20 protein-coding genes are annotated in these 18700 nt (G+C 69.3%); 12 read left to right on the top strand and 8 right to left on the bottom strand.

Features of this window, described 5'->3' with window-relative positions:
- Positions 1-186: 186 nt before the first annotated feature.
- From LAO51_03335 to LAO51_03345, 3 genes are all read left to right on the top strand, one after another.
- Positions 187-1242: a zinc-dependent alcohol dehydrogenase family protein gene (locus LAO51_03335; GenBank protein ID MBZ5637772.1), complete on the top strand. Its 1056-nt coding sequence runs from the start codon at positions 187-189 to the stop codon at positions 1240-1242.
- 305 nt (positions 1243-1547) lie between these two features.
- Positions 1548-2195 carry a hypothetical protein gene (locus LAO51_03340; protein MBZ5637773.1) on the top strand — a complete coding sequence of 216 codons (648 nt, stop codon included), beginning with the start codon at positions 1548-1550 and terminating at the stop codon, positions 2193-2195.
- Between the two features lie 95 nt (positions 2196-2290).
- The gene (locus LAO51_03345) at positions 2291-2740 is read left to right on the top strand and encodes a VOC family protein (GenBank protein ID MBZ5637774.1); all 450 of its coding nucleotides are present in this window, start codon (positions 2291-2293) and stop codon (positions 2738-2740) included.
- A 39-nt stretch (positions 2741-2779) separates the two neighbouring features.
- Here the strand turns inward: LAO51_03345 and LAO51_03350 are convergent, their stop codons facing one another.
- Together LAO51_03350 and LAO51_03355 are read right to left on the bottom strand one after the other, a co-directional pair.
- Positions 2780-3247: a hypothetical protein gene (locus LAO51_03350; GenBank protein ID MBZ5637775.1), complete on the bottom strand. Its 468-nt coding sequence runs from the start codon at positions 3245-3247 to the stop codon at positions 2780-2782.
- 104 nt (positions 3248-3351) lie between these two features.
- On the bottom strand, positions 3352-5016 hold the full coding sequence (locus tag LAO51_03355) for a hypothetical protein (protein MBZ5637776.1): 1665 nt from the start codon (positions 5014-5016) through the stop codon (positions 3352-3354).
- A 296-nt stretch (positions 5017-5312) separates the two neighbouring features.
- Between LAO51_03355 and LAO51_03360 the strand changes: the two genes are divergently transcribed.
- Positions 5313-5732 carry a hypothetical protein gene (locus LAO51_03360; GenBank protein MBZ5637777.1) on the top strand — a complete coding sequence of 140 codons (420 nt, stop codon included), beginning with the start codon at positions 5313-5315 and terminating at the stop codon, positions 5730-5732.
- Between the two features lie 323 nt (positions 5733-6055).
- Here LAO51_03360 and LAO51_03365 read toward each other — a convergent pair whose 3' ends face one another.
- Entirely contained in the window at positions 6056-6442 is a 387-nt protein-coding gene (locus LAO51_03365; GenBank protein ID MBZ5637778.1) for a VOC family protein, read from the bottom strand.
- Between the two features lie 257 nt (positions 6443-6699).
- Here LAO51_03365 and LAO51_03370 point away from each other — a divergent pair, with 257 nt between their 5' ends.
- Positions 6700-6906, top strand: coding sequence for a hypothetical protein (locus tag LAO51_03370; GenBank protein MBZ5637779.1), 207 nt, complete (start codon positions 6700-6702; stop codon positions 6904-6906).
- A gap of 17 nt (positions 6907-6923) precedes the next feature.
- Here the strand turns inward: LAO51_03370 and LAO51_03375 are convergent, their stop codons facing one another.
- The 3 genes from LAO51_03375 to LAO51_03385 form a co-directional block, all read right to left on the bottom strand.
- Entirely contained in the window at positions 6924-7331 is a 408-nt protein-coding gene (locus LAO51_03375) for a zinc ribbon domain-containing protein (GenBank protein ID MBZ5637780.1), read from the bottom strand.
- Positions 7332-7343: 12 nt separating this feature from the next.
- Positions 7344-9902, bottom strand: coding sequence for an alpha-glucan family phosphorylase (gene glgP / locus LAO51_03380; protein ID MBZ5637781.1), 2559 nt, complete (start codon positions 9900-9902; stop codon positions 7344-7346).
- Positions 9903-9972: 70 nt separating this feature from the next.
- A complete protein-coding gene (locus LAO51_03385; GenBank protein MBZ5637782.1) occupies positions 9973-11043 on the bottom strand; it encodes an NADH:flavin oxidoreductase/NADH oxidase in 1071 nt (356 codons plus the stop codon).
- Between the two features lie 83 nt (positions 11044-11126).
- Here LAO51_03385 and cbiM point away from each other — a divergent pair, with 83 nt between their 5' ends.
- Both cbiM and LAO51_03395 read left to right on the top strand, forming a co-directional pair.
- Complete coding sequence (gene cbiM, locus LAO51_03390) at positions 11127-13088, top strand: cobalt transporter CbiM (GenBank protein MBZ5637783.1); 1962 nt, start codon at positions 11127-11129, stop codon at positions 13086-13088.
- Positions 13089-13116: 28 nt separating this feature from the next.
- On the top strand, positions 13117-13914 hold the full coding sequence (locus LAO51_03395) for an ATP-binding cassette domain-containing protein (protein MBZ5637784.1): 798 nt from the start codon (positions 13117-13119) through the stop codon (positions 13912-13914).
- 21 nt (positions 13915-13935) lie between these two features.
- Here LAO51_03395 and LAO51_03400 read toward each other — a convergent pair whose 3' ends face one another.
- Together LAO51_03400 and LAO51_03405 are read right to left on the bottom strand one after the other, a co-directional pair.
- Positions 13936-14676: a DUF4824 family protein gene (locus LAO51_03400; protein ID MBZ5637785.1), complete on the bottom strand. Its 741-nt coding sequence runs from the start codon at positions 14674-14676 to the stop codon at positions 13936-13938.
- Complete coding sequence (locus tag LAO51_03405) at positions 14673-15731, bottom strand: DUF2157 domain-containing protein (GenBank protein ID MBZ5637786.1); 1059 nt, start codon at positions 15729-15731, stop codon at positions 14673-14675. Before LAO51_03405 ends, LAO51_03400 begins: the two co-directional genes overlap by 4 nt.
- Positions 15732-15858: 127 nt before the next feature.
- Here LAO51_03405 and ftcD point away from each other — a divergent pair, with 127 nt between their 5' ends.
- The 5 genes from ftcD (at position 15859) to LAO51_03430 (ending at position 18635) form a co-directional block, all read left to right on the top strand.
- A complete protein-coding gene (ftcD, locus tag LAO51_03410) occupies positions 15859-17532 on the top strand; it encodes a glutamate formimidoyltransferase (protein MBZ5637787.1) in 1674 nt (557 codons plus the stop codon).
- Positions 17533-17650: 118 nt separating this feature from the next.
- Positions 17651-17896, top strand: coding sequence for a hypothetical protein (locus LAO51_03415; GenBank protein MBZ5637788.1), 246 nt, complete (start codon positions 17651-17653; stop codon positions 17894-17896).
- Positions 17875-18246 (top strand): type II toxin-antitoxin system PemK/MazF family toxin, encoded by a 372-nt coding sequence (locus LAO51_03420; protein ID MBZ5637789.1) that lies wholly within the window; start codon positions 17875-17877, stop codon positions 18244-18246. The genes LAO51_03415 and LAO51_03420 overlap by 22 nt, the downstream gene beginning before the upstream one ends.
- 7 nt (positions 18247-18253) lie before the next feature.
- Positions 18254-18451: a type II toxin-antitoxin system Phd/YefM family antitoxin gene (locus LAO51_03425; protein MBZ5637790.1), complete on the top strand. Its 198-nt coding sequence runs from the start codon at positions 18254-18256 to the stop codon at positions 18449-18451.
- Positions 18452-18461: 10 nt separating this feature from the next.
- Positions 18462-18635 carry a hypothetical protein gene (locus LAO51_03430; GenBank protein MBZ5637791.1) on the top strand — a complete coding sequence of 58 codons (174 nt, stop codon included), beginning with the start codon at positions 18462-18464 and terminating at the stop codon, positions 18633-18635.
- The last annotated feature ends 65 nt before the right edge of the window (positions 18636-18700 follow it).

The following is an 18700-nucleotide window of genomic DNA, read 5'->3' on the forward strand; positions in this document are numbered from 1 at the left end:
GACCGGGCATTGTAGCCGAGGCGGGGCGGGGCGTCAGCCGTCGCGGAAGGTCGCGCAGGCCTTTGCCCGCCGTCCGCTTGGGACGTATCCTGAAGGGTTCGTTCAACAGGCCAGACAGGTCGATCTCGTCCGACGGCGCCGCGCCGTGGCGAGACCCGACTTGACTCACGAGGGAGACGGAGCGACATGAAAGCAGCCGTGATGAAGGAGTTCGGAAAGCCGCTTGCCGTCGTCAACGACTGGAAGGACCCGGAGTGCGGGCCGGCGGACGCCGTGCTGCGGGTGGAGGCCAACGGCATCTGCCGCTCGGACTGGCACCTGTGGCAGGGCGGGTGGGAGTGGGTCGGGTTCGTTCCGCCGCTGCCCACGGTTCTGGGGCACGAGTACTGCGGCGTCGTCGAGGAGGTCGGCTCCGAGGTGAGGAAGTTCAAGAAGGGGCAGAGGGTGGTGGTGCCGTTCCACCACTCGTGCGGGGTCTGCGAGTCCTGCCAGGCCGGACACCAGAACGTCTGCAGCGACCTCCGGATCCCGGCGTTCCACTACTCCGGGGGCTTCGGGCGGTACGCGCAGGTGGCCCGCGCGGACGTCAACCTCGTGCCGCTGCCCGAGCCGATCTCCTTCGAAGCGGCCGCCAGCCTCGGCTGCCGTTTCATGACCGCCTTCCATGGCGTGGCGCACCAGGCGGGCGTCAAGCCCGGGGAGTGGGTGGCGGTCTTCGGGTGCGGTGGCGTCGGCCTCGCCGCGGTCGAGATCGCGACCGCCCTCGGTGCCAACGTGATCGCGGTGAGCCGCGGCGCGAAGAAGCTCGCGCTGGCCCGGGAGCTGGGCGCGGTGCACACGGTGAGGGCGGACGGGGCGGCCGTGGCGGAGGAGATCGTCGAGCTGACCGGGGGAGGTGTCCACGTGTCCGTCGACGCCCTCGGGACCAGCGCCACGACCCTGCCCGCCATCGCGGCCCTGCGCACCCGAGGCCGGCACGTCCGTATCGGGATGAGTGGCAAGGAGGACCGGGGGCAGATCTCCCTCCCTGTGGACGTCTTCGTCGCGCGCGAGCTCACCTTCGTCGGCTCCTTCGGCATGCAGGCGCAGCGCTACCCCGAGATGCTCCGCATGGTCGTAGCCGGGCAGCTGCATCCCGAGAAGCTGGTCGAGCGGCGGATCCCCATCGAGCAAGCCAGTGACGTGCTGCAAGCGATGAGCGGGTTCGGCACGGTGGGCGTGGCCGTCATCAACCAGTACTGATCGCTCCCGAGTCACCGGCGGACGAGAGCGCCGGCGCCTCTCGCAATTTCTTAACCCCGGCCGTTGATCCAAATCACGAGTCGTCGCGGGGCGTTGGCGGACCGTCGGAACGGGGCGCACCGTATCGTGGCGAGAAGTCGTCGGCCACGGCACCCGCCGACTCGCGAGCGAGCGAGAGCAGTGATGCACGTTTGGCGAAATCAGAAGTCGCTCCTAGCGGCTTCGCGAGAGAAAGGCCGGCGCGTATTCCTCCATCTCGAGACGTCAAGACGGATATCCCGACCATGATCGAAAGGAGATTACCGATGAATCGATTCTCCTCGAGCTTGAAGGCGAGGTTGTTCGCTCCCGCGGCCATCGCATTCCTTGCGGTTTTGACGCCCGTGACCGTCGCCGACACGCTGCCCTCAGGGGAAAGACAGATCGGCCAGAGCATCTTGGAGCCGGCGTACAACGACCTGGATGGGAGCCTCACGTATCTGCTGACCCCGATCAAGGCGCCCGAGAAGGCCAACGGTCACGCCGTGGCGCCGCTGTACGTCATCATGTACCCCACGGCCGTGGCGGCCCAGATCGGCACCGTGAGCTGCCAGCACCAGCCGGGCGACAACTGTCCCGACCACGGTCCCGCGTTGGCGGGTCTCGCGGAGGCCATGGTTCCCGGCGTGTACGGGGCCGGTGTGTGGGGACATGACCACATTCTCACGGCGCCGCCTGGCGCTCCCCATGCCGGTGGAGACTTCAATGTCGCCTGGCTTCCGGTGGCCGTTCTCTTCACTAGCCCTGAGGCGGCTTCCAACCACATCACGACGCTGAGCCAGCTCAACGCGGCAATCGCTGCCGGCCAGGTCATGACGATTCCGCTGCCGGCCGCCACGTTCCATTGCAGCGCGGTCGCGTCGGCCCCGTACGACAACGCTACCCCGGTCCCCTTGGCTCCTCCTCTGCCGTAGCTCGGCTTCCCCTGTTTCGCGGGAGCTATTCAAAAGGCGGTGAGGACACGTGTCCCGCCCCGAACGCACAGCTTCGGAATAAGGAGGAAGCGCCCATGGCCGTGAAGCCCATCCCCGATGGTTTCCACACCGTGACCCCGTACCTCGTCGTCCAGGGCGTGCCCAAGGTGATGGAGTTCCTGAGGAGGGCATTCGACGCCGAGGAGGTCCACCGCTCGACGACGCCCGACGGGACGATCATGCACGCCCAGATGAAGATCGGCGACTCGATGATCATGATGGGCGAGGCGACGAGCGAGCACGCGCCGCAGCCCTGCTCGATCTATCTCTACGTCAAGGACACCGACGCCGTTTACAGGAAGGCGCTCGCGGCCGGCGGCACGTCGATCATGGAGCCCGCCGACATGTTCTACGGCGACCGCAACGCCGGGGTGAAGGACGCCTCGGGGATGCAGTGGTGGATCGGCACGCACATCGAGGACGTCGGTCCCGAGGAGATGGCGAAGCGAACCGAGGCGGCCGTCAAGGAGCGGAAGCGGGGCTGAGCGAAAGAGGGCGGCGGCCGAGTCGTTCGAACCCGCCGCCTATCGGACGATCTCGAAGCTCAACTCCTGCGACGGACGGAGCCCGAGCGATGCCACCACCACGTACGTCCCCGGCTCGCCGGGCAATCCGAAGAACAGCCTCAGATCGACCTTGAACTGGCCTCCCACGCGATACCCTTCGCCGTAGACGGGCGGCGTTCCGCCACCGCGCGGCGCGATCTTCGACTTCGGAGAATAGAGAGGAACCGATTCGACGCCGGGCTTGTCCTTCCGGGTGAGGGTGAGCTTGATCGCGGCCGCGGGGTTCTGCTCGTACTCCTGGAAGAGCTTGCCGTCCACGCGATACGATCCGGCGAGGACGATCGGACGGTCCACATGGTAAGCGGTGCCGGAGCCCTGGCTCTCGGGCACGAGCGCGATCGCGATTCCGATGTCCGGCGGCTCGGGCGCGTCGGGGTTGGCGCCGAAATCGACGAGTTGGTTCCTTTCGTGGACGCTTGGCTTCATAACGACCGGTCCTTTGTCCGCGGGCTGTTCGGTGGCGAGCCTGGTTTCGACGCCGCCGCATGCCGCGAGCGACAGCAGCGCCCAAAGACCAAGCGAACGCATCGTCAATCCCTCCAGCGGTCCTTCATCACGGACCTGGAGAAATCCTGCCCTCGCAGGTAGTCATGGCAGCCTTTCCCGCCCTCGAGGTGGAACGTCGTCAGACGCGTCGTCGAGGACTGCCAGAACATGGCACAAACCGTCCCGGGCTTCTTGCAGTGTCCGGTGTGGCCCGTGTCCTCCCAGGCGTCGTGCGCGTTGGCGGGCGCCGGAGGCATGTTGACGAGCCCCAGCGAGTGGCCGATCTCGTGCACGCTGTCGCTCTTCTGCGTCGGGTCTCGATCCGCCGCGACGTTCGAATCCCTGAGGGCCCCCGTGCACAGGAAGAGGTGATGGCTCCCGCCGCCCCATCCGAGAGCGAGACCGGGGCCGGCCACCTTGATCTGGAGCTTGATCTTGAGCGGACGGGCCGGCGCGGGAGAGACCGAGGACAGGTCGACCTTCACCTGCTTGAATCCGGGCTGCGTCGCGAGGGTCGACGTGCTGAGCGCGGCGTCCGGGATGTCCGTGAAGCTCCCGTTCTTGGGCTGGTATTGCGCGGCGACCTTCCACGGATGCGCCCCTCCACCGAACTTCCACAGGAAGAACCAGTCCGGCGAGGTCCACGTAAGGCCGGCAAGCGTGTCCTCGACGGTCTTGGTCTCGTTGTCCGTCTGAGCGTAGTCGATGGTCATGATGTGGCACTTGAACGGGGCCTCGCTGCCCGCGACGAAGTAGTTCTTCGCCTCGTCGCTCCGGTTCGTTCCGGTGGGCAGGTTGTCGACGTGGGTTGCCTCCGTGCGTGGGGTCTTCTCGATGAATTCCGCGAATACGGTATTGTACCCCGCTTCGAACGCCGAAGTGACCCCCGCGGGCAAGTCGAACTTCCCTCCCGAGCCGTCCTTCATCTCGGTGACGTGGTACCAGAACATCCTCCAGACCTTGTACGGGCCAGCGGTCATGCCCCCTTTGTACCCGCCGTCCTTGGTGACCGACACCTTGAACTCGTCGCCGCCGTAAAGGGACGGGTAGAAGCTGACGACGGGCGTCCATCCCTTCGCGTCGAGCGACACCGTCGTCTTCTTGGCCCCGCCCGCCGAATCGAATCCCTCCGCGTCCGATCCGGTCAACCCCGTCTTGTTGCCTCCCCCGGGGGTCGAGTACCAGTACAGCGGCTGCCCGGCCAGCGACTTCGACTTGTCGCCACTCACCCACTCTGCCCTCGCCTTGAACTGGACGACGCGGCCGTACTCCCGGTGAGCCTTGGCGGCGTCCACTTTCTCGTCGAGGTTGATGTACTGCTTCCGTCCGGCCGGAGCGGCCGTCTTCTCCGCACCCGACTCCGTCCAGACCTCGACGAGCTCCACGAGCTTGATGTCGTCCGGCGGCGGAGGCGCAGGCGACGCGAGGGTCGGAGGCTTGCTCGGAGCCGGCGCGGGCGCCGCCGACGTCGCGGCGGCCGCTTCGCCGCCCTCCCACCGGGTCTGGACCGTGCGCAGGTAATCCTCGGCGAAGAGGATGGTCGCGACGGCGTCCCCGACGTCGCGACCCGAGCTCCCGAGGCGACTCGACGCCGATTCGGCCGAGGACGAGGCGCGCGGCCGAGTCAGGAACCCCGCCGCCAGCGCCGCGCCGGCGTCGCTCGCCAGGAGGTCGGCGATCTGGTCCTCCGTGAGACGGCCGACGTCCACCCCCGGCCTCGCTCTGAGGAGCGCGCGGCGGAGCTTCCGGCCCGCGGAGGGGTCGCGTAGGGCTCTGATGAGGGCCGAACGGAGCTGGGAGTCCGCCAACAATACCCCCTTTCGGACCGGAGCCATGACCTGGGGTAGTCGACCGCGGAGAGCATACACCCGAGCGCCGCTCCGACATGCACGAATCCGCTTGCCGGCGGCGCCGTGCCGCCGCCCCGGCCACGCGGTCGACCGCGAGTGGGGCGAGATCGCCATCTGCGATACGATCACACCCCCCGAGACGGAGGCCGGCTGCGATGGCGGATGAACTTCAGTTCAGGATCGTCGCGCGCAGGGATCTGCAACCCGCGGACTGCCCGTGGTTCGACCCCGCACACCACGAGAGCGACGCGAGACGGGATCAGGTCCTTCTCGCGTACGCCGGCGACGAGTGCGTATCCTACGCGGTGTTCGAAGGACCGGGCGGGTATGGCGGCGGCGACATCGAGCTCAAGTTCGTCGAGAATGCGCCCCGGCATCATCGCCGGGGCTTCGCGTTCAGAACCATCGAGGAGCTGATCCGTCGGTTTCCCGATCGGCTCGTCTGGGCGGTCGACGCTCATCCCCGAGCACCGATCCTGCTCCGTAGGGCGGGCTTTCTCTCACCGGACGATGTGAGGCACGATCGTGGCGGTTTCCGCATCGGAGATGCCTGGGTGCGGTTTCCGGCGGAGTGATTCGGCGACTCGAGATTCCTTTACAGGCTGGCTCCGACCGCACCCGTGTCCGGTGAACCGGGGCACTGGATCGCCATCAGGCGGCGCCAAGGCTCCCGCGAACGGATCCCCGCACGCGCGATCCCATCAGCTGCGCCGACACTGAGGTCGCGAAGATGACCAGCAGCAATGCGAACGCCATGACGATCGAGCGTAGGCGCATACTCTCTCCGGGGTGTCTCAATGAGGCGCGGCGAGCGCGCGCCCCTATTACCGATGTCCCCGGACTGAAGTGTTACCTATCTCCCCGACCGTTCACTCGCGGCCGTGAGTAACGAGCCCGCTCATTGGCCTTGAGGCGGCTGCCATAGCTCGACCTTGTTTCCCTCTGGATCAATGACCCAGGCAAACTTCCCATACTCGGATTCGTCAATCTTCTCGAGCACATTGCAGCCTTCTTCCTTCAAGACCTTGACCAAGGCGTGGAGGTCTTCCACTCGGTAGTTGACCATGAAGGGAGCAGAGCTCGGAGCAAAGTGATCGCCTTCTTGCGGACCGATGGACCAGACAGTTGTGCCTGCAACCGGCTTGCCCTCGGCGTCGGTCCAAGTGAAGGCAGCTCCGCCCCAGACTTGGACATCGATTCCCAAGTGCCGCTTGTACCAAGCCTGCAGTGATGGAGCGTCTTTGGCCTTGAAGAAGATGCCGCCGATGCCAGTGACTCGTTTCATGTGACCTCCGATGCGCGGTGGTGGTGAGAGGGAGGTTTCTTCTGCGGCCTCAACGTCGCGCCTGACGCGCGCGCCCGCCGGCGCGGCGCTTGCGGCTTTGTGCAAGCGCCGTGACTGGACGGACTGGCGGGTCCACGCAGCAGCCTATGAGGCCTCCACCGCAGTTTCTGCCACACTTCACTTGCATCTACCAGCCTGATTCCCACGGTATTCGGGTTCGCCTCCAACTGCATTTCCGTGAACGGCCCGGAAATAGCGTGCGTCTTGACGTCCACGACCACCACGCCGTCGGGATTCCCCGGCGAGTCACCGACGCGGTCGGCCAGGATGAACCCGGCATTCCAGCCGACTCGGCAAACACGGAACTGAACTTCCTCCCTTCCCGTGACGGACTGCTGGCCATCTACCAGATAGGAATTTCAAGCTTCGTCGCGCGGCTCGTGCTGTGCGAATGCGCCGCGTGAGAATGGCGCGGCGCCGCCTACGACCCCACCGTCTTCCCGCAGTACCTGCACACCTTCGCCGCCGCCTTGATCGTCTCCGCGCAGTAGGGGCAGGCGCGCGTCGCTCCCGTCGCGACCGACGGGGCGTTCGAGTCGCGCGCCTGGGCGCTTTCGATCAGCTGCTTGATCCTTACGGCGTCGTCCTTGCGGTGGCCGTGGCTCGCGATCGGGTCCGAGCCTCCCGACGACTCGATCAGGATGTCGGACCACACGATGCCGGTCTCGATCCGGACCGACGCGATCCGGTTCAGGTGGATGCTGATCTCGTTCTTCGTGAACAGCGTCCGCGTGCGCTTGACGACGAACGTGTCCCCGACCTCGATCACCGTGGGGAACAGGTGGTTCCCCTGGGTCAGCCGGCTCGCGGCGAACGATTCCACGGGCATGGCGGCTCCGATCTACGCCCACGCGATCAGGCCGGTCTCGTGCATCCGGCCGAGGTCCTCGTGGCGCGGCAACACGCGAACCGTCAGCCCCTGCGTGCCGCTGGTCCGGCAGGGGATCTTCGCGGAGAACAGGCGGCCACCGGCGGGGTCCGGCCCCACGGGCTGCATCTCCACGACCTCCGGATGGACGATCTCGCGGCTCTCGCGGAGCTTCCCGAGGTAGACCTGCACCACGACGTCGGAAGGCTCGAGGCCGCCGGTCTCGAGCCAGGCCTTGACCTCGAAGGGCTTCCCGACCCGGGTGTCCTCCGGCAGGACGACCTCGACGCGGAGGACCTTGACCCCTCCCCATGCCTGGCGCACGCGCTCCTTCCAGCGGGCCAGCTCGCGGGCGCGACGGAACCGGTCCTCCTCGAGCCGGGACCGCCGCTCGCGCGCCGGGGCGTACCCCGCCACCATGTACTGGTGGACCATCCGGTTCGTGTTGAAGACCGGGCACAGGTCCCCCATGGCGGTCTTCATCAGCGCGATCCAGCCTCGCGGGAGATGGTCGGCGCCGCGCGTGTAGTAGAGCGGCACCACCTCGGCCTCGAGGAGGTCGTAGAGCGCACCCGCCTCGACCCGGTCCTGGTAGTCCAGCTCCCGGTAGTCCTCTCCCTTGCCGATCCCCCATCCGGTGCGTTGCGAGCAGGCCTCGTCCCACCACCCGTCGGGGATGCTGAGGTTCAACGCGCCGTTGAACGCCGCCTTCATCCCGCTGGTGCCGCTGGCCTCCATCGGGCGCCGCGGCGTGTTGAGCCAGACGTCGACGCCCTGCACCAGGTAGCGCGCGACCACCTGGTCGTAGTCCTCGATGAACACCAGGCGTCGCCGGAACTCGGGGCGCCGTGCGAGCTGGATGATCTCGCGGATCAGCTGCTTCCCCGGCTCGTCCCTCGGGTGCGCCTTCCCCGCGAACACGATCTGGACCGGCCGGCCGGGAGCGTTCAGGATCCGCTCGAGACGCGCTGGGTCGCGCAGCAGCAGAGTCCCCCGCTTGTAGGTCGCGAAGCGCCGGGCGAAGCCGATGGTCAGCGCGTCGGCGTCCAGGACCTCCTCGGCCTGGGCGATCTCGGACATGCCGGCTCCCCGCGCCTCGAGCTGCGCCTGGAGCCGCCGGCGCGCGAACGCCACCAGGCGCTCGCGCCGGCGCGCGTGGGTCCTCCACAGCTCCTCCCCCGGGATCTGCTCGCCCCGCGCCCAGACCCTCGTGTCGCCCGGCTCCTCGGACCAGCGCGGCCCGAGGTACCGGTCGTACAGGTTCCGCATCTCGTCGGAGATCCAGGACTGCGGGTGCACCCCGTTGGTCACGTGGGTGATCGGGATCTCGTCCAGGGGAACGCCGGGCCAGACCTCCTGCCACATCCGCCGGGAGACCTCGCCGTGCAGCCGGCTCACGCCGTTGGCGAACCCCGAGGTCCGGATCGCCAGCACGGCCATGTTGAACGGCTCGTCCCTCCGGCCGGGGTGGACCCTGCCGAGATCGAGGAACGCCTCGCGGTCGAGCGACAGCTCTCCGCGGAACCCCGCGAAGTAGCGCTCCATGAGGTCGGGCTCGAACACGTCGATGCCGGCGGGGACCGGCGTGTGCGTGGTGAAGACGCCGCTGGCCGCCGCCACCTCCTGCGCCTCGCGGAACGAGAGGCGCTGCTCCCGCATCAGGAGGCGCACCCGCTCGAGGCCCAGGAACGCGCAGTGCCCCTCGTTCATGTGGAACACCCGGGGCCTGAGGCCGAGGGCGTCGAGCATCCGAACCCCTCCGATCCCGAGGACGATCTCCTGCCGGATCCGCATCTCGCCGTCGCCGCCGTACAGCTCGGCGGTGACGTCCTGCAGGTCCGCCGGGTTCTCCGCGATGTTGGCGTCGAGCAGCACCAGGGTCACCCGGCCGACCTGGGCCCGCCACGGCCGCAGCGCGAGCGGGCGACCCGCGAGGTCCACGGTGACCCGCACGGGCCTTCCCCCCTCGCCGTGGAGCGGCCGCACCGGCAGGACGGAGAAATCGTTGACCGGGTAGCGCTCCTGCTGCCACCCCTCGGCGGTCAGGTACTGCCGGAAGTATCCGTTCTGGTAGAGGAGCCCGACCCCGACGAGGGGCAGGCCCAGCTCGCTGGCCGACTTCAGGTGGTCGCCGGCGAGGATGCCGAGCCCCCCCGAGTAGATCGGCAGGCTCTCGGTCAGGCCGAACTCCATGGAGAGGTATGCGACCTCCGGGGTCGCCCAGGAGCCGTAGTTCTTCTGATGCCAGGTCCCGGTCCCCTCGACGTACTCCGAGAGCGCGGCGGCGACGCGGTCCATTTGCGCGAGGAACGCCTCGTCCTGAGCGGCCTCCTCGAGCCGCTCCTGCGGGATGCTCCCGAGCATCAGGACCGGGTTGTGCCCGCTTTCCTCCCACAGATCGCGATCGAGCCTGCGGAACAGGCTGATCGTCTCGTGGTCCCAGGACCAGCGGAGGTTGTAAGCGACCTCCTCGAGCGCGGCGAGCCGCTCGGGGAGCGCGGGCTTCACGTGGAACGTCTTGACCGGACGCATGGGCACCTCTTCTCGACGGGCGGCGTCCAGCACGGGAACGCCGGTTCCGTGAAGTCGAATCGGCAGCCGGCTACGAAGGCTTCGCCCGCCCGTACTGCGCCGGCCAGTAGTCGACCTTGTCCCCGAGCGCCTGCGCGGCGTGGAGCGGCCAGTACGGGTCGCGCAGGAGCTGCCGCGCCAGGAAGACCACGTCGGCCTTCCCGGTCGAGACGATCTCATCCGCGTGCGCCGGCACGGTGATGAGCCCGACGGCGCCGGTGGCGATCCCCGCGCCCTTCTTGACCGCCTCCGCGAACGGGACCTGGAATCCCGGAGCCGCCGGGATCTTCGCGTGCGGCGACGTGCCGCCGCTGGAGCAGTCCACCAGGTCCACGCCGGCCGCCCTGAGCCTCCGGGCGAACTCGACGGCCTGCGTAAGGTCCCACCCTTCCTCCACCCAGTCGGTGGCGGAGATCCTCGCGAATACCGGCAGGTGCGAGGGCCAAGCCCCTCGCACCGCGCTCGTCACCTCGAGCGGGAAGCGCATCCGGTTCTCGAGGCTGCCGCCGTAATCGTCCTTCCTGTGATTCGAGAGCGGCGAGAGGAACTGGTGCGCGAGGTAGCCGTGGGCCATGTGGATCTCGACGACCTCGAACCCTCCCATTCGGGCGAACCGGGTCGCGTCGGAGAAGCGCTCCACGAGCGAGCGGATGTCCTCGACCGTCAACTCCTTCGGCACCGCGTCCGCGCCGTCGAAGGGGATCGGGCTCGGCGCCACCGGCCGCCAGCCCCCTTCCGATTCCGGGATCTGGCCGGTCCCCCGCCACGGCGCGCGGGTCGAGGCCTTGCGCCCGGCGTGGGCCAGCTGGATCCCCGGGACCGCCCCCTGGCTCTTGAGGAAGCTCGCGATCGACCCGAACGCCTCGCCGTGCGCCTCGGACCACAGCCCGGAGTCGGACGGGCTGATCCTCCCCCACGGCGCGACCGCGGTCGCCTCGACCATCACGAGCCCCGCCCCGCCCACCGCGCGGCTGCCGAGGTGCACGAGGTGCCAGTCCGTCGGGAAGCCGTCGCGGCTGGAGTACTGGCACATCGGGGAGACGAAGATCCGGTTGCGGAAGACCACGTCGCGGAGCTTGAAAGGCGAGAGGAGCATGCTCACGGCCGACCCTCCAGGCGCTGTTGTATATTCTTGGGCCGGAACAGTCTCTCTCGGACCGGTCGCACGGGCAAGGACTCTCGAGAATGCACATCCCGGACTCGGCGGTCAGCCCCGCCACGTCCCTCCTGGCCGGGGCCGCGATGGTCCCGATCTGGTACGCGGCGTCCCGACGGCTGGTGGCGGAGCTTTCGACCCGCCGCGTGCCGCTCCTCGCCGCAGGCGCCGCGTTCTGCTTCACGATCATGATGTTCAATCTCCCCGTGCCCGGCGGGACCACGGTCCACGCGGTGGGGGGCGTGCTGCTGGCCGTCCTCCTGGGACCCTGGGCCGCGGTCATGGGGATGACCGTCACCCTGGCGATCCAGGCGCTCTTCTTCGCCGACGGCGGGGTGCTCGCGATCGGCGCGAACTGCCTGGCGATGGCGTTCACGATGCCGATGGCCGGGTACGCGGCCTACCGACTCGCGGCCGGTCGCGCTCCCGCGGGCTCGAGAAGGCGAGCGGCGGCGGCGGGGATCGGCGCCTACGTCGGGGTGAACGCCGCGGCGCTGATCACGGCCGTGCTCCTCGGCGTGCAGCCCGCGCTCTACCACGACGCCGCGGGGCACGCGCTCTACTTCCCGCTCGGGCTCGCTGTCACCGTGCCGGCGATGCTGATCGCCCACCTGACCGTCGCGGGGATCGGCGAGGCCGTGCTGACCACCGTCGCCGTGCGCTATCTCCAGAAGGCGCGCGTGCCGCTTGCGGACCCGCCGGCCGATGGCGCCGAGGCACCTAGGCTCGGCGTCGAGTGGCTCCTGGCGGGGCTCGGGGCGCTGATCGCGCTGACCCCCCTCGGCCTCCTCGCGAAGGGACCCGCCTGGGGGGAGTGGTCCCTCGAGGAGCTTCTCGCCCGCGTGGGGTACGTCCCATCGGGGCTCGTCGCGGCGGAGCGGCACGGTATCCGGGGATTCGATCTCCTCCCGGGCTACCTCGGCGATCGCGGCCCGCTCGCCTACCTGCTGTCGGGACTCCTCGGCGCCCTCGTCGTCGCGGCGCTCCTCTACGCGTCGGGACGGCTCCTCGCGCGGTCGAGACGGGTCTCGCGCGGCCGGACGCCGCCGGGCCCCGGCGCGACCGGGATCCCCGAAGCGTTCCCCGCGTGGCTGCGGACCGGCGCGAGCGCCGCCGGCGGCCGGGAGACTCGGCGCCCGGCCAGGCTCCGGTCGACGCTCGGGGGGCGCGATTTCGTCGAGAGGTCGCTCGCCGACCTCTCGGAGAGCGCGCGGACGGCGCTCGTCTCGGAGACCTGGTCCCGGCGCGACGGGCTGCTCCAGCGCCTCGACCCGCGCGCCAAGGTCGTCGCGCTCCTGGGGTTCGTGGTGCTCACCGCGTTCCTCCGGAATCCGTGGACGCTCTCCGCGCTGGTCCTCCTGGTCACGGCGCTCGCCGCGCTCTCACGGATCCCGTTGGGCGCATTGCACCGCCGCGTCTGGCTGTCGATGCCGCTGGCCGCGGGCGCCGTCACGCTCCCGGCGGCGCTGAGCGCGGTGACGCCGGGCCGCGCGCTGGTCGTCCTGTCGCGGGACCCGTACCTCGCCATCACGGCTCCCGGGCTGGCGCAGGCCGGTCTCCTCGCGCTCAGGGTCGGCGTCGCGCTCTCGTTCGTGGTCCTGCTGGCGCTGACGACGCCGTGGAACGACCTGATGCGCGGTCTCCGCGTGCTCGGCGTCCCGCGGCCGTTCCTGACCGTGCTGGCGATGACCTACCGTTACCTGGGGGTGCTCTCCCACGCGGCGTACGAGACGTTCATCGCGCGGAGGAGCCGGACGGTGGGGCCCGCCCGCGCGCGGGACGGGCGCGGGTTCCTCGGCGGCGCGGCGGGGGGGCTGCTCGGGAAGACCCTGGCCCTGGGCGAGGAAGTGCACGCGGCGATGATCGCCCGCGGCTTCGCGGGCGACGCGCGGTCGCTCGCGGCGCTGCGCTTCGAGGCGGCCGATGCCGCCTGGCTGGCGACGATGGCGCTGATCGCGGCTCTCGCCGCCTTCTGGGGAGCCCTTGGATAGCGGCCGGCGCGCCCCTCCGGCGTTCTCCCTGGAGAACGCCGGCTTCGCTTACGAGGCGGGGACGGACGCGCTTCGCGCGGTGTCGCTCGCGGTGGATCGCGGCGACCGGCTGGCGATCCTCGGCGCGAACGGGGCCGGGAAGTCCACGCTCCTCAGGATCCTCGCCGGGCTCCTCCATCCGGATTCCGGGACGCTGCGGGCGTTCGGCGAGGAGATCAGCGAGCGCTCGCTCAGGGATCGCGCGACCGCGTACGCTTTCCGGCGCCGGGTCGGCCTGGTGTTCCAGAACGCGGACTCCCAGCTGTTCTCGCCGACGGTCCGCGACGAGATCGCCTTCGGCCCGCTCCAGCTCGATCTGCCGCTCGAGCAGATCGAGCGGAGGATCGCCGACCTGGCGGGAATGCTGGGCCTGACGGACCTCCTCGACCGGCCGCCCTACCGGCTCTCGGGGGGGGAGAAGCGGAAGGTCGCGCTGGCCTCGGTCCTGGTGGTGAACCCGGACGCGATCCTGCTGGACGAGCCCACCCAGGGGCTCGACCCGCGGACTCGGGGCTGGCTCCTCCACTTCCTCGGGGAGCTGCACCAGGCGGGGAAGACGCTCGTGACCGCCACCAACGACCTCGAGCTGGTCCCCGACCTGGCCGATCGCGCCCTAGTCTTGAACGAGGCCCACGGGGTCGAGGCGGAGGGGCCGGTCCGCGAGATCCTCGCCGACGCGCGCCTCCTCCAGTCGGTCAACGTGATCCACGAGCACGCCCACCACCACGGCGAGCGGCTGCACGTCCACCCGCACTTCCACGGCACCGATCACGACCACGAGCACTGAGGCGGCCGCGGCGAGATCCGGCTACAGCGGCTCGACGCTTTCGATCCAGGGCTCGAGACGCCGCCCCCAGCGGACACGGACCTTGTAGCGGGGAGGGCCGAGCGGCGGGCCGGCCGCGATCTTCCCGGCGGCGTGAGCCGCCGCGGACCCGGCGGAGTCCTTCGCGTCGCGGTTGCGCGTGATGAGCGAGTCGAGCAGCGAGCGCTGGCTCCGAGGGACGTGAATCTCGCGGATGAGGAGCGAGACCACCTGTCCGCGCAGCTCCTCACCGCTGCCCGGTGCGGCGAACACCCGCATGATGCCCCTGGCCACGACGTACCGGGAGCGATCGGGATAGCGGCGGCGCAGATCGACGGGGTCGAGACCGGCGTCCACGACGAAGAGGCGGGTCGCCGATGGCTCCTTACGGTCCGGGTCGAATTCGAGGACCAGGACGACCTCGCGGGGAGGCACGCGCCCGTAATGCGCGACGGCCGACGAGGCCTCCGAGGGGAGGCGGCAGTCGAATCCGAGGCTCTCGAGCTTCGCTCGGTCGAGCCACGCGGCCTCCCCGGGCGACGACGGGTCCATACCGGACCAGGTGAGCAGAAGGGAGAGCCCGGTGTTCTCCTCCGCCAGCGACGGCGGGAGGCGCAGCTCCCGCTCGGTGAGCACGACGTCCGCGTCCGGCTCCCCGGCCCGGTTCCGCGCGACGCCGAGAAGCGCGATCGCGCTACTGAGCAGCACCCACGCGATCGCGAGGAACGGTCCCCAGCGCCTCATCCCGCGCTCCTCCTCGTCGCGGCTTGCAGCCGGCGCAGCAGTAGAAGGAAGCCGACCGCGACCGCGCCGAGGATCAGGAAGAACAGCCACTTGGGCATCCACTGCCACCACCAGTTGAAGAACTTCAAGTAGACGAGCACCACGAGGAACCCGCTCGCGAGACCGGTCGTCTCGGCCCAGCGACGCCGAACGCCGATGCCGACCGCGATCGCGCCGGCCACGAAGCCGAGCAACTGGTAGACGGTCTGTACGGTGGTGTGTGGCAAATCCAGACAGCTCAGCCTGCCGATCTGCCCGAGGAGCAGGATGGGAACGAACAGGGATAGCAGGCCGGTGACGCGGTACAGCGGCGGGAACGAGGGCAGCGAGCGATGTTGCGCCGCCGCCGGGATCGCGAGGAGAGCGACTCCCGAGAGGAAGAGGTTCTCGGGTCGTTCCAGGAAGTTGCCCCAGTAAGCGCCGCCCCAGGCTCCGACCCGCCCCGACACGAACACGGTGACGCCCACGACCGCCGCCAGGAGGAGCAGCCGCAAGCCGTACGTGTACGCGAGAATGCCCGCGAAGAGCCCCCAGGCGAGGAACGCGTCCGGAGAGTCGCCGATGTTGAAGATGTCTCCCAGCATCGTCAACGTCAGCCCGAAGCTCGCCACGGCCACGAGCCCGACGATCCCGGAGAAGTAGAGCGTCTTCTCCCGGCGCGCGGCGACCTCCATCCCGACGACCGAGAGGATGGGCGCGGCCACCAGCAGCGCGACCTGTGCCCAGGTCGGGATCGCCCCCCAGAACCGGTAGAAGAAGAAGAACACCGCGAAGGAGAGCGCGACGGCGCCCAGGAAGGAGGCGATGCGCATACCCTGGGACAGCTGCTTCTCCGAGTCGGTGCGGTCCACGTCGAATCGCCCGGCCAGGCGCTCGAGGAGCGCGTCGTGGTGCGCGCGGATCCTCCCGCGGAGATCGTCCGGGAGCACGGCGACCCCCTCCCGCTCCAGCTCCTGAATCTCGTCGCGGAACGCGCGGACGCGGTCCGCGCGCTTCTGGGCGTCCTCGCGGGTCATGGGGGAATCCGTCCGCTCCACGGTCAACGCGGGCCCCTCCTGCTGCGCTTGGCGCCGAGTCTTTCAGCGGGCCTCCCCCAAGTCAAGCGCGCTTGATAGAATCCTCCTTCACCCACGGGGAGAATCCATGAAGCTCATCGAGTGCGTTCCCAACTTCAGCGAGGGCCGGAACCGGCAGGTGATCGACGCGATCACCGCCGAGATCTCGGGGACCGAGGGGGCGCTGCTCCTGGACGTCGATCCCGGCGCGGCCACGAACCGCACCGTGGTCACGTTCATCGGACCCCCGGAGGCCGTCGAGGAGGCGGCGTTCCGCGCGATCCGGCGGGCGTCGCAGCTCATCGACATGTCGAAGCACCAAGGGGAGCACCCGCGCATGGGCGCGACCGACGTCTGCCCGTTCGTGCCGGTCCAGGGCGCGACCATGGAGGATTGCGTCGCGGTCGCCCGCAGGCTGGGGCAGCGCGTGGGGGACGAGCTTCAGATCCCGGTGTACCTCTACGAGGCGGCCGCCAGCCGGCCGGGACGGAGGTCGCTGGCCGACATCCGCAAGGGGGAGTACGAGGCGCTCGCGGAGAAGATGAAGGACCCGTCCTTCGCGCCGGACTTCGGCCCCGCGGTCTTCGACGAGCGGAGCGGCGCCACCGTGATCGGCGCCCGCGAGTTCCTGATCGCGTACAATCTCAACCTGAACACGCGGGACAAGAAGCTCGCCCACGCGGTCGCCGTGGAGCTCCGGGAGGCCGGGAAGCCCAAGCGCGGGCCGGACGGGAAGATCGTCAAGGACGCCGAGGGGAGGACCGTCAACGTCCCGGGGCGCTTCAAGGAGTGCCGCGCGGTGGGCTGGTACATCGAGGAGTACGGCCGCGCGCAGATCTCCATCAACTTCACGAACTACAAGGTCACGTCGATCCACGAGGTGTTCGACGCCGCCCGCGCGGAGGCCGCGAAGCGAGGCCTCCGCGTGACCGGGAGCGAGCTGGTGGGCCTGATCCCGCTCGACGCGGTCCTCGCGGCGGGGGATTACTACCTCGCGAAGCAGGGGAAGACCACGGGGGTGCCCGAGAAGGAGCGCGTGCACGCGGCGATCCTCTCCCTCGGCCTGGCCGAGCTTTCGCCGTTCGACGCCCAGCAGAAGATCATCGAGTACCGGTACCGCGGCGCCCCGAAGGGCTTGAAGGCGATGCGCCTGACCGAGTTCGCCGACGAGCTGTCCAGCGACTCCCCCGCCCCGGGCGGCGGGAGCGTCGCCGCGCTCCTGGGCTCGCTCTCCGCGTCCCTGTCGAGCATGGTGGCCGCGCTCACCTGGTCGAAGGCAGGGATGGAGTCCTCGCGCCCCGCCATGAAGGAGATCGGCGTAGAGGGGCAGCGGCTCAAGGACTGGTTCCTGGAGGCGGTGGACCGCGACACCGACGCGTTCAACGCGGTCCTGGCGGCGATGCGACTGCCGAAGAAGACCGATGAGGAGGTCGAGGCGCGTGTCGCCGCGGTGGAGCTGGCGAACCAGGGAGCGGCTCGCGTCCCCCTCGAGGTGGTCGACCGGTCGGTTCGCGCCCTCGAGCTGGCGCTCGCGGTCGCGCGGGACGGGAACCCGAACTCGGTGTCGGACGCGGGGGTCGCCGGCGCCTGCGCCCTCGCCGCCGCGGAGGGGGCGTCCCTCAACGTGCGCATCAACGTGCCGAACCTCACCGACGCGGAGGTCGCTGGCGAGCTGCTCGGCGACCAGGAGCGCCTCCTCGCCCGCGCGCGCGAGCTGGCCTCCGAGGTGCGCGACACGGTGGACCGAGCGCTGGCGCGGTAGGCGAAGTGAGGAGAATCAACGCTTGAGCCGCGCCGCGAGGAACCTGCCCGCGACTCGCGTTGACTTACACACCTGAGTTGTGTATCCTTTCCTCTCGAAGGAAAGGAGCCTCGAATCCATGTACCGCAGGCTCAACATATCGCTTCCCGAGGAGACCGTTCGGTTACTGGATCGGGTGGCGGCGAAGGGCGACCGGAGCCGTGTCATCGCGGAGGCCGTCACCAGGTACGTGACGGAGGTGGGCAAGGCCCGCCTGCGGAAGCTCATGAAGGAGCGCGCCGTTCGGCGTGCCGAACTCGACCTCGAGATCGCCGAGGAGTGGTTTCCCGTCGATCAGGAATCATGGGACGGACGCGAAAGGTAGCGTCCCCGAGGCGGGGCGACGTGTTCGTCGTGGACTTCGATCCAACGATCGGTGCGGAGATCCGGAAAAGGCGCCCCGCTCTCGTCATCCAGAACGACATCGACAATCGCCACAGCCCCGTCACCATCGTCGCGGCCATCACGTCGCAGGTCGACGTCGCGCTGTACCCCACCGAGGTCCAGGTCCGACCGCCGGAGGGAGGGCTGTCCAAGCCGTCGCTGGTGCTCCTGAACCAGATCCGCTCCATCGACGCACGCCGCCTCGTCCAGCGGCTCGGACGCGTCAGGCCGGAGACGATGCGGCGGGTGGACCGCGCCCTCAAGATCGGTCTCGGGCTGGTGGGGGTCTGACGAGCGCATGGCGATCACGCGGCATGGTGAGCCCGTCGCGGCCGTGGTCGCCGCCGAGGACCTCGAACGCCTCGAGCGCCTGCGCGTCGCCGGCCCCGAAGGCGGACTCGCCAGCATCGCCGGCGGATGGAAAGGATCGGAGGAGTTGGTCGAGACGATCCGCGAGATCAAACGGACCCGGCCGAGGCCGTCCCGAAGTCGCTGAACCCGATGCCTTGGCTGTCCGATCTCGGAAAGGGCAGCCCCTCGCCGACGCGGACCTCGCGATCGCGGCTACCGCCCTCTACCACGGTCTCGATCTCGTCACCGGAAACGTCCGCCACTACGGACGGATTCCAGGGCTCCGGATCGAGCCGATCCTCGCGGAAGTACGCAAGGGCTCCGCTTGACGGTCTTCAACACTCAGTCGGCTCGGATCCGAGGCCACAACGAGGGCAGGGGGACCCCGACGCGA

The sequence above is a fragment of the Terriglobia bacterium genome (genome assembly GCA_020073205.1).
In the GTDB taxonomy this organism is placed as follows: Bacteria; Acidobacteriota; Polarisedimenticolia; order Polarisedimenticolales; family JAIQFR01; genus JAIQFR01.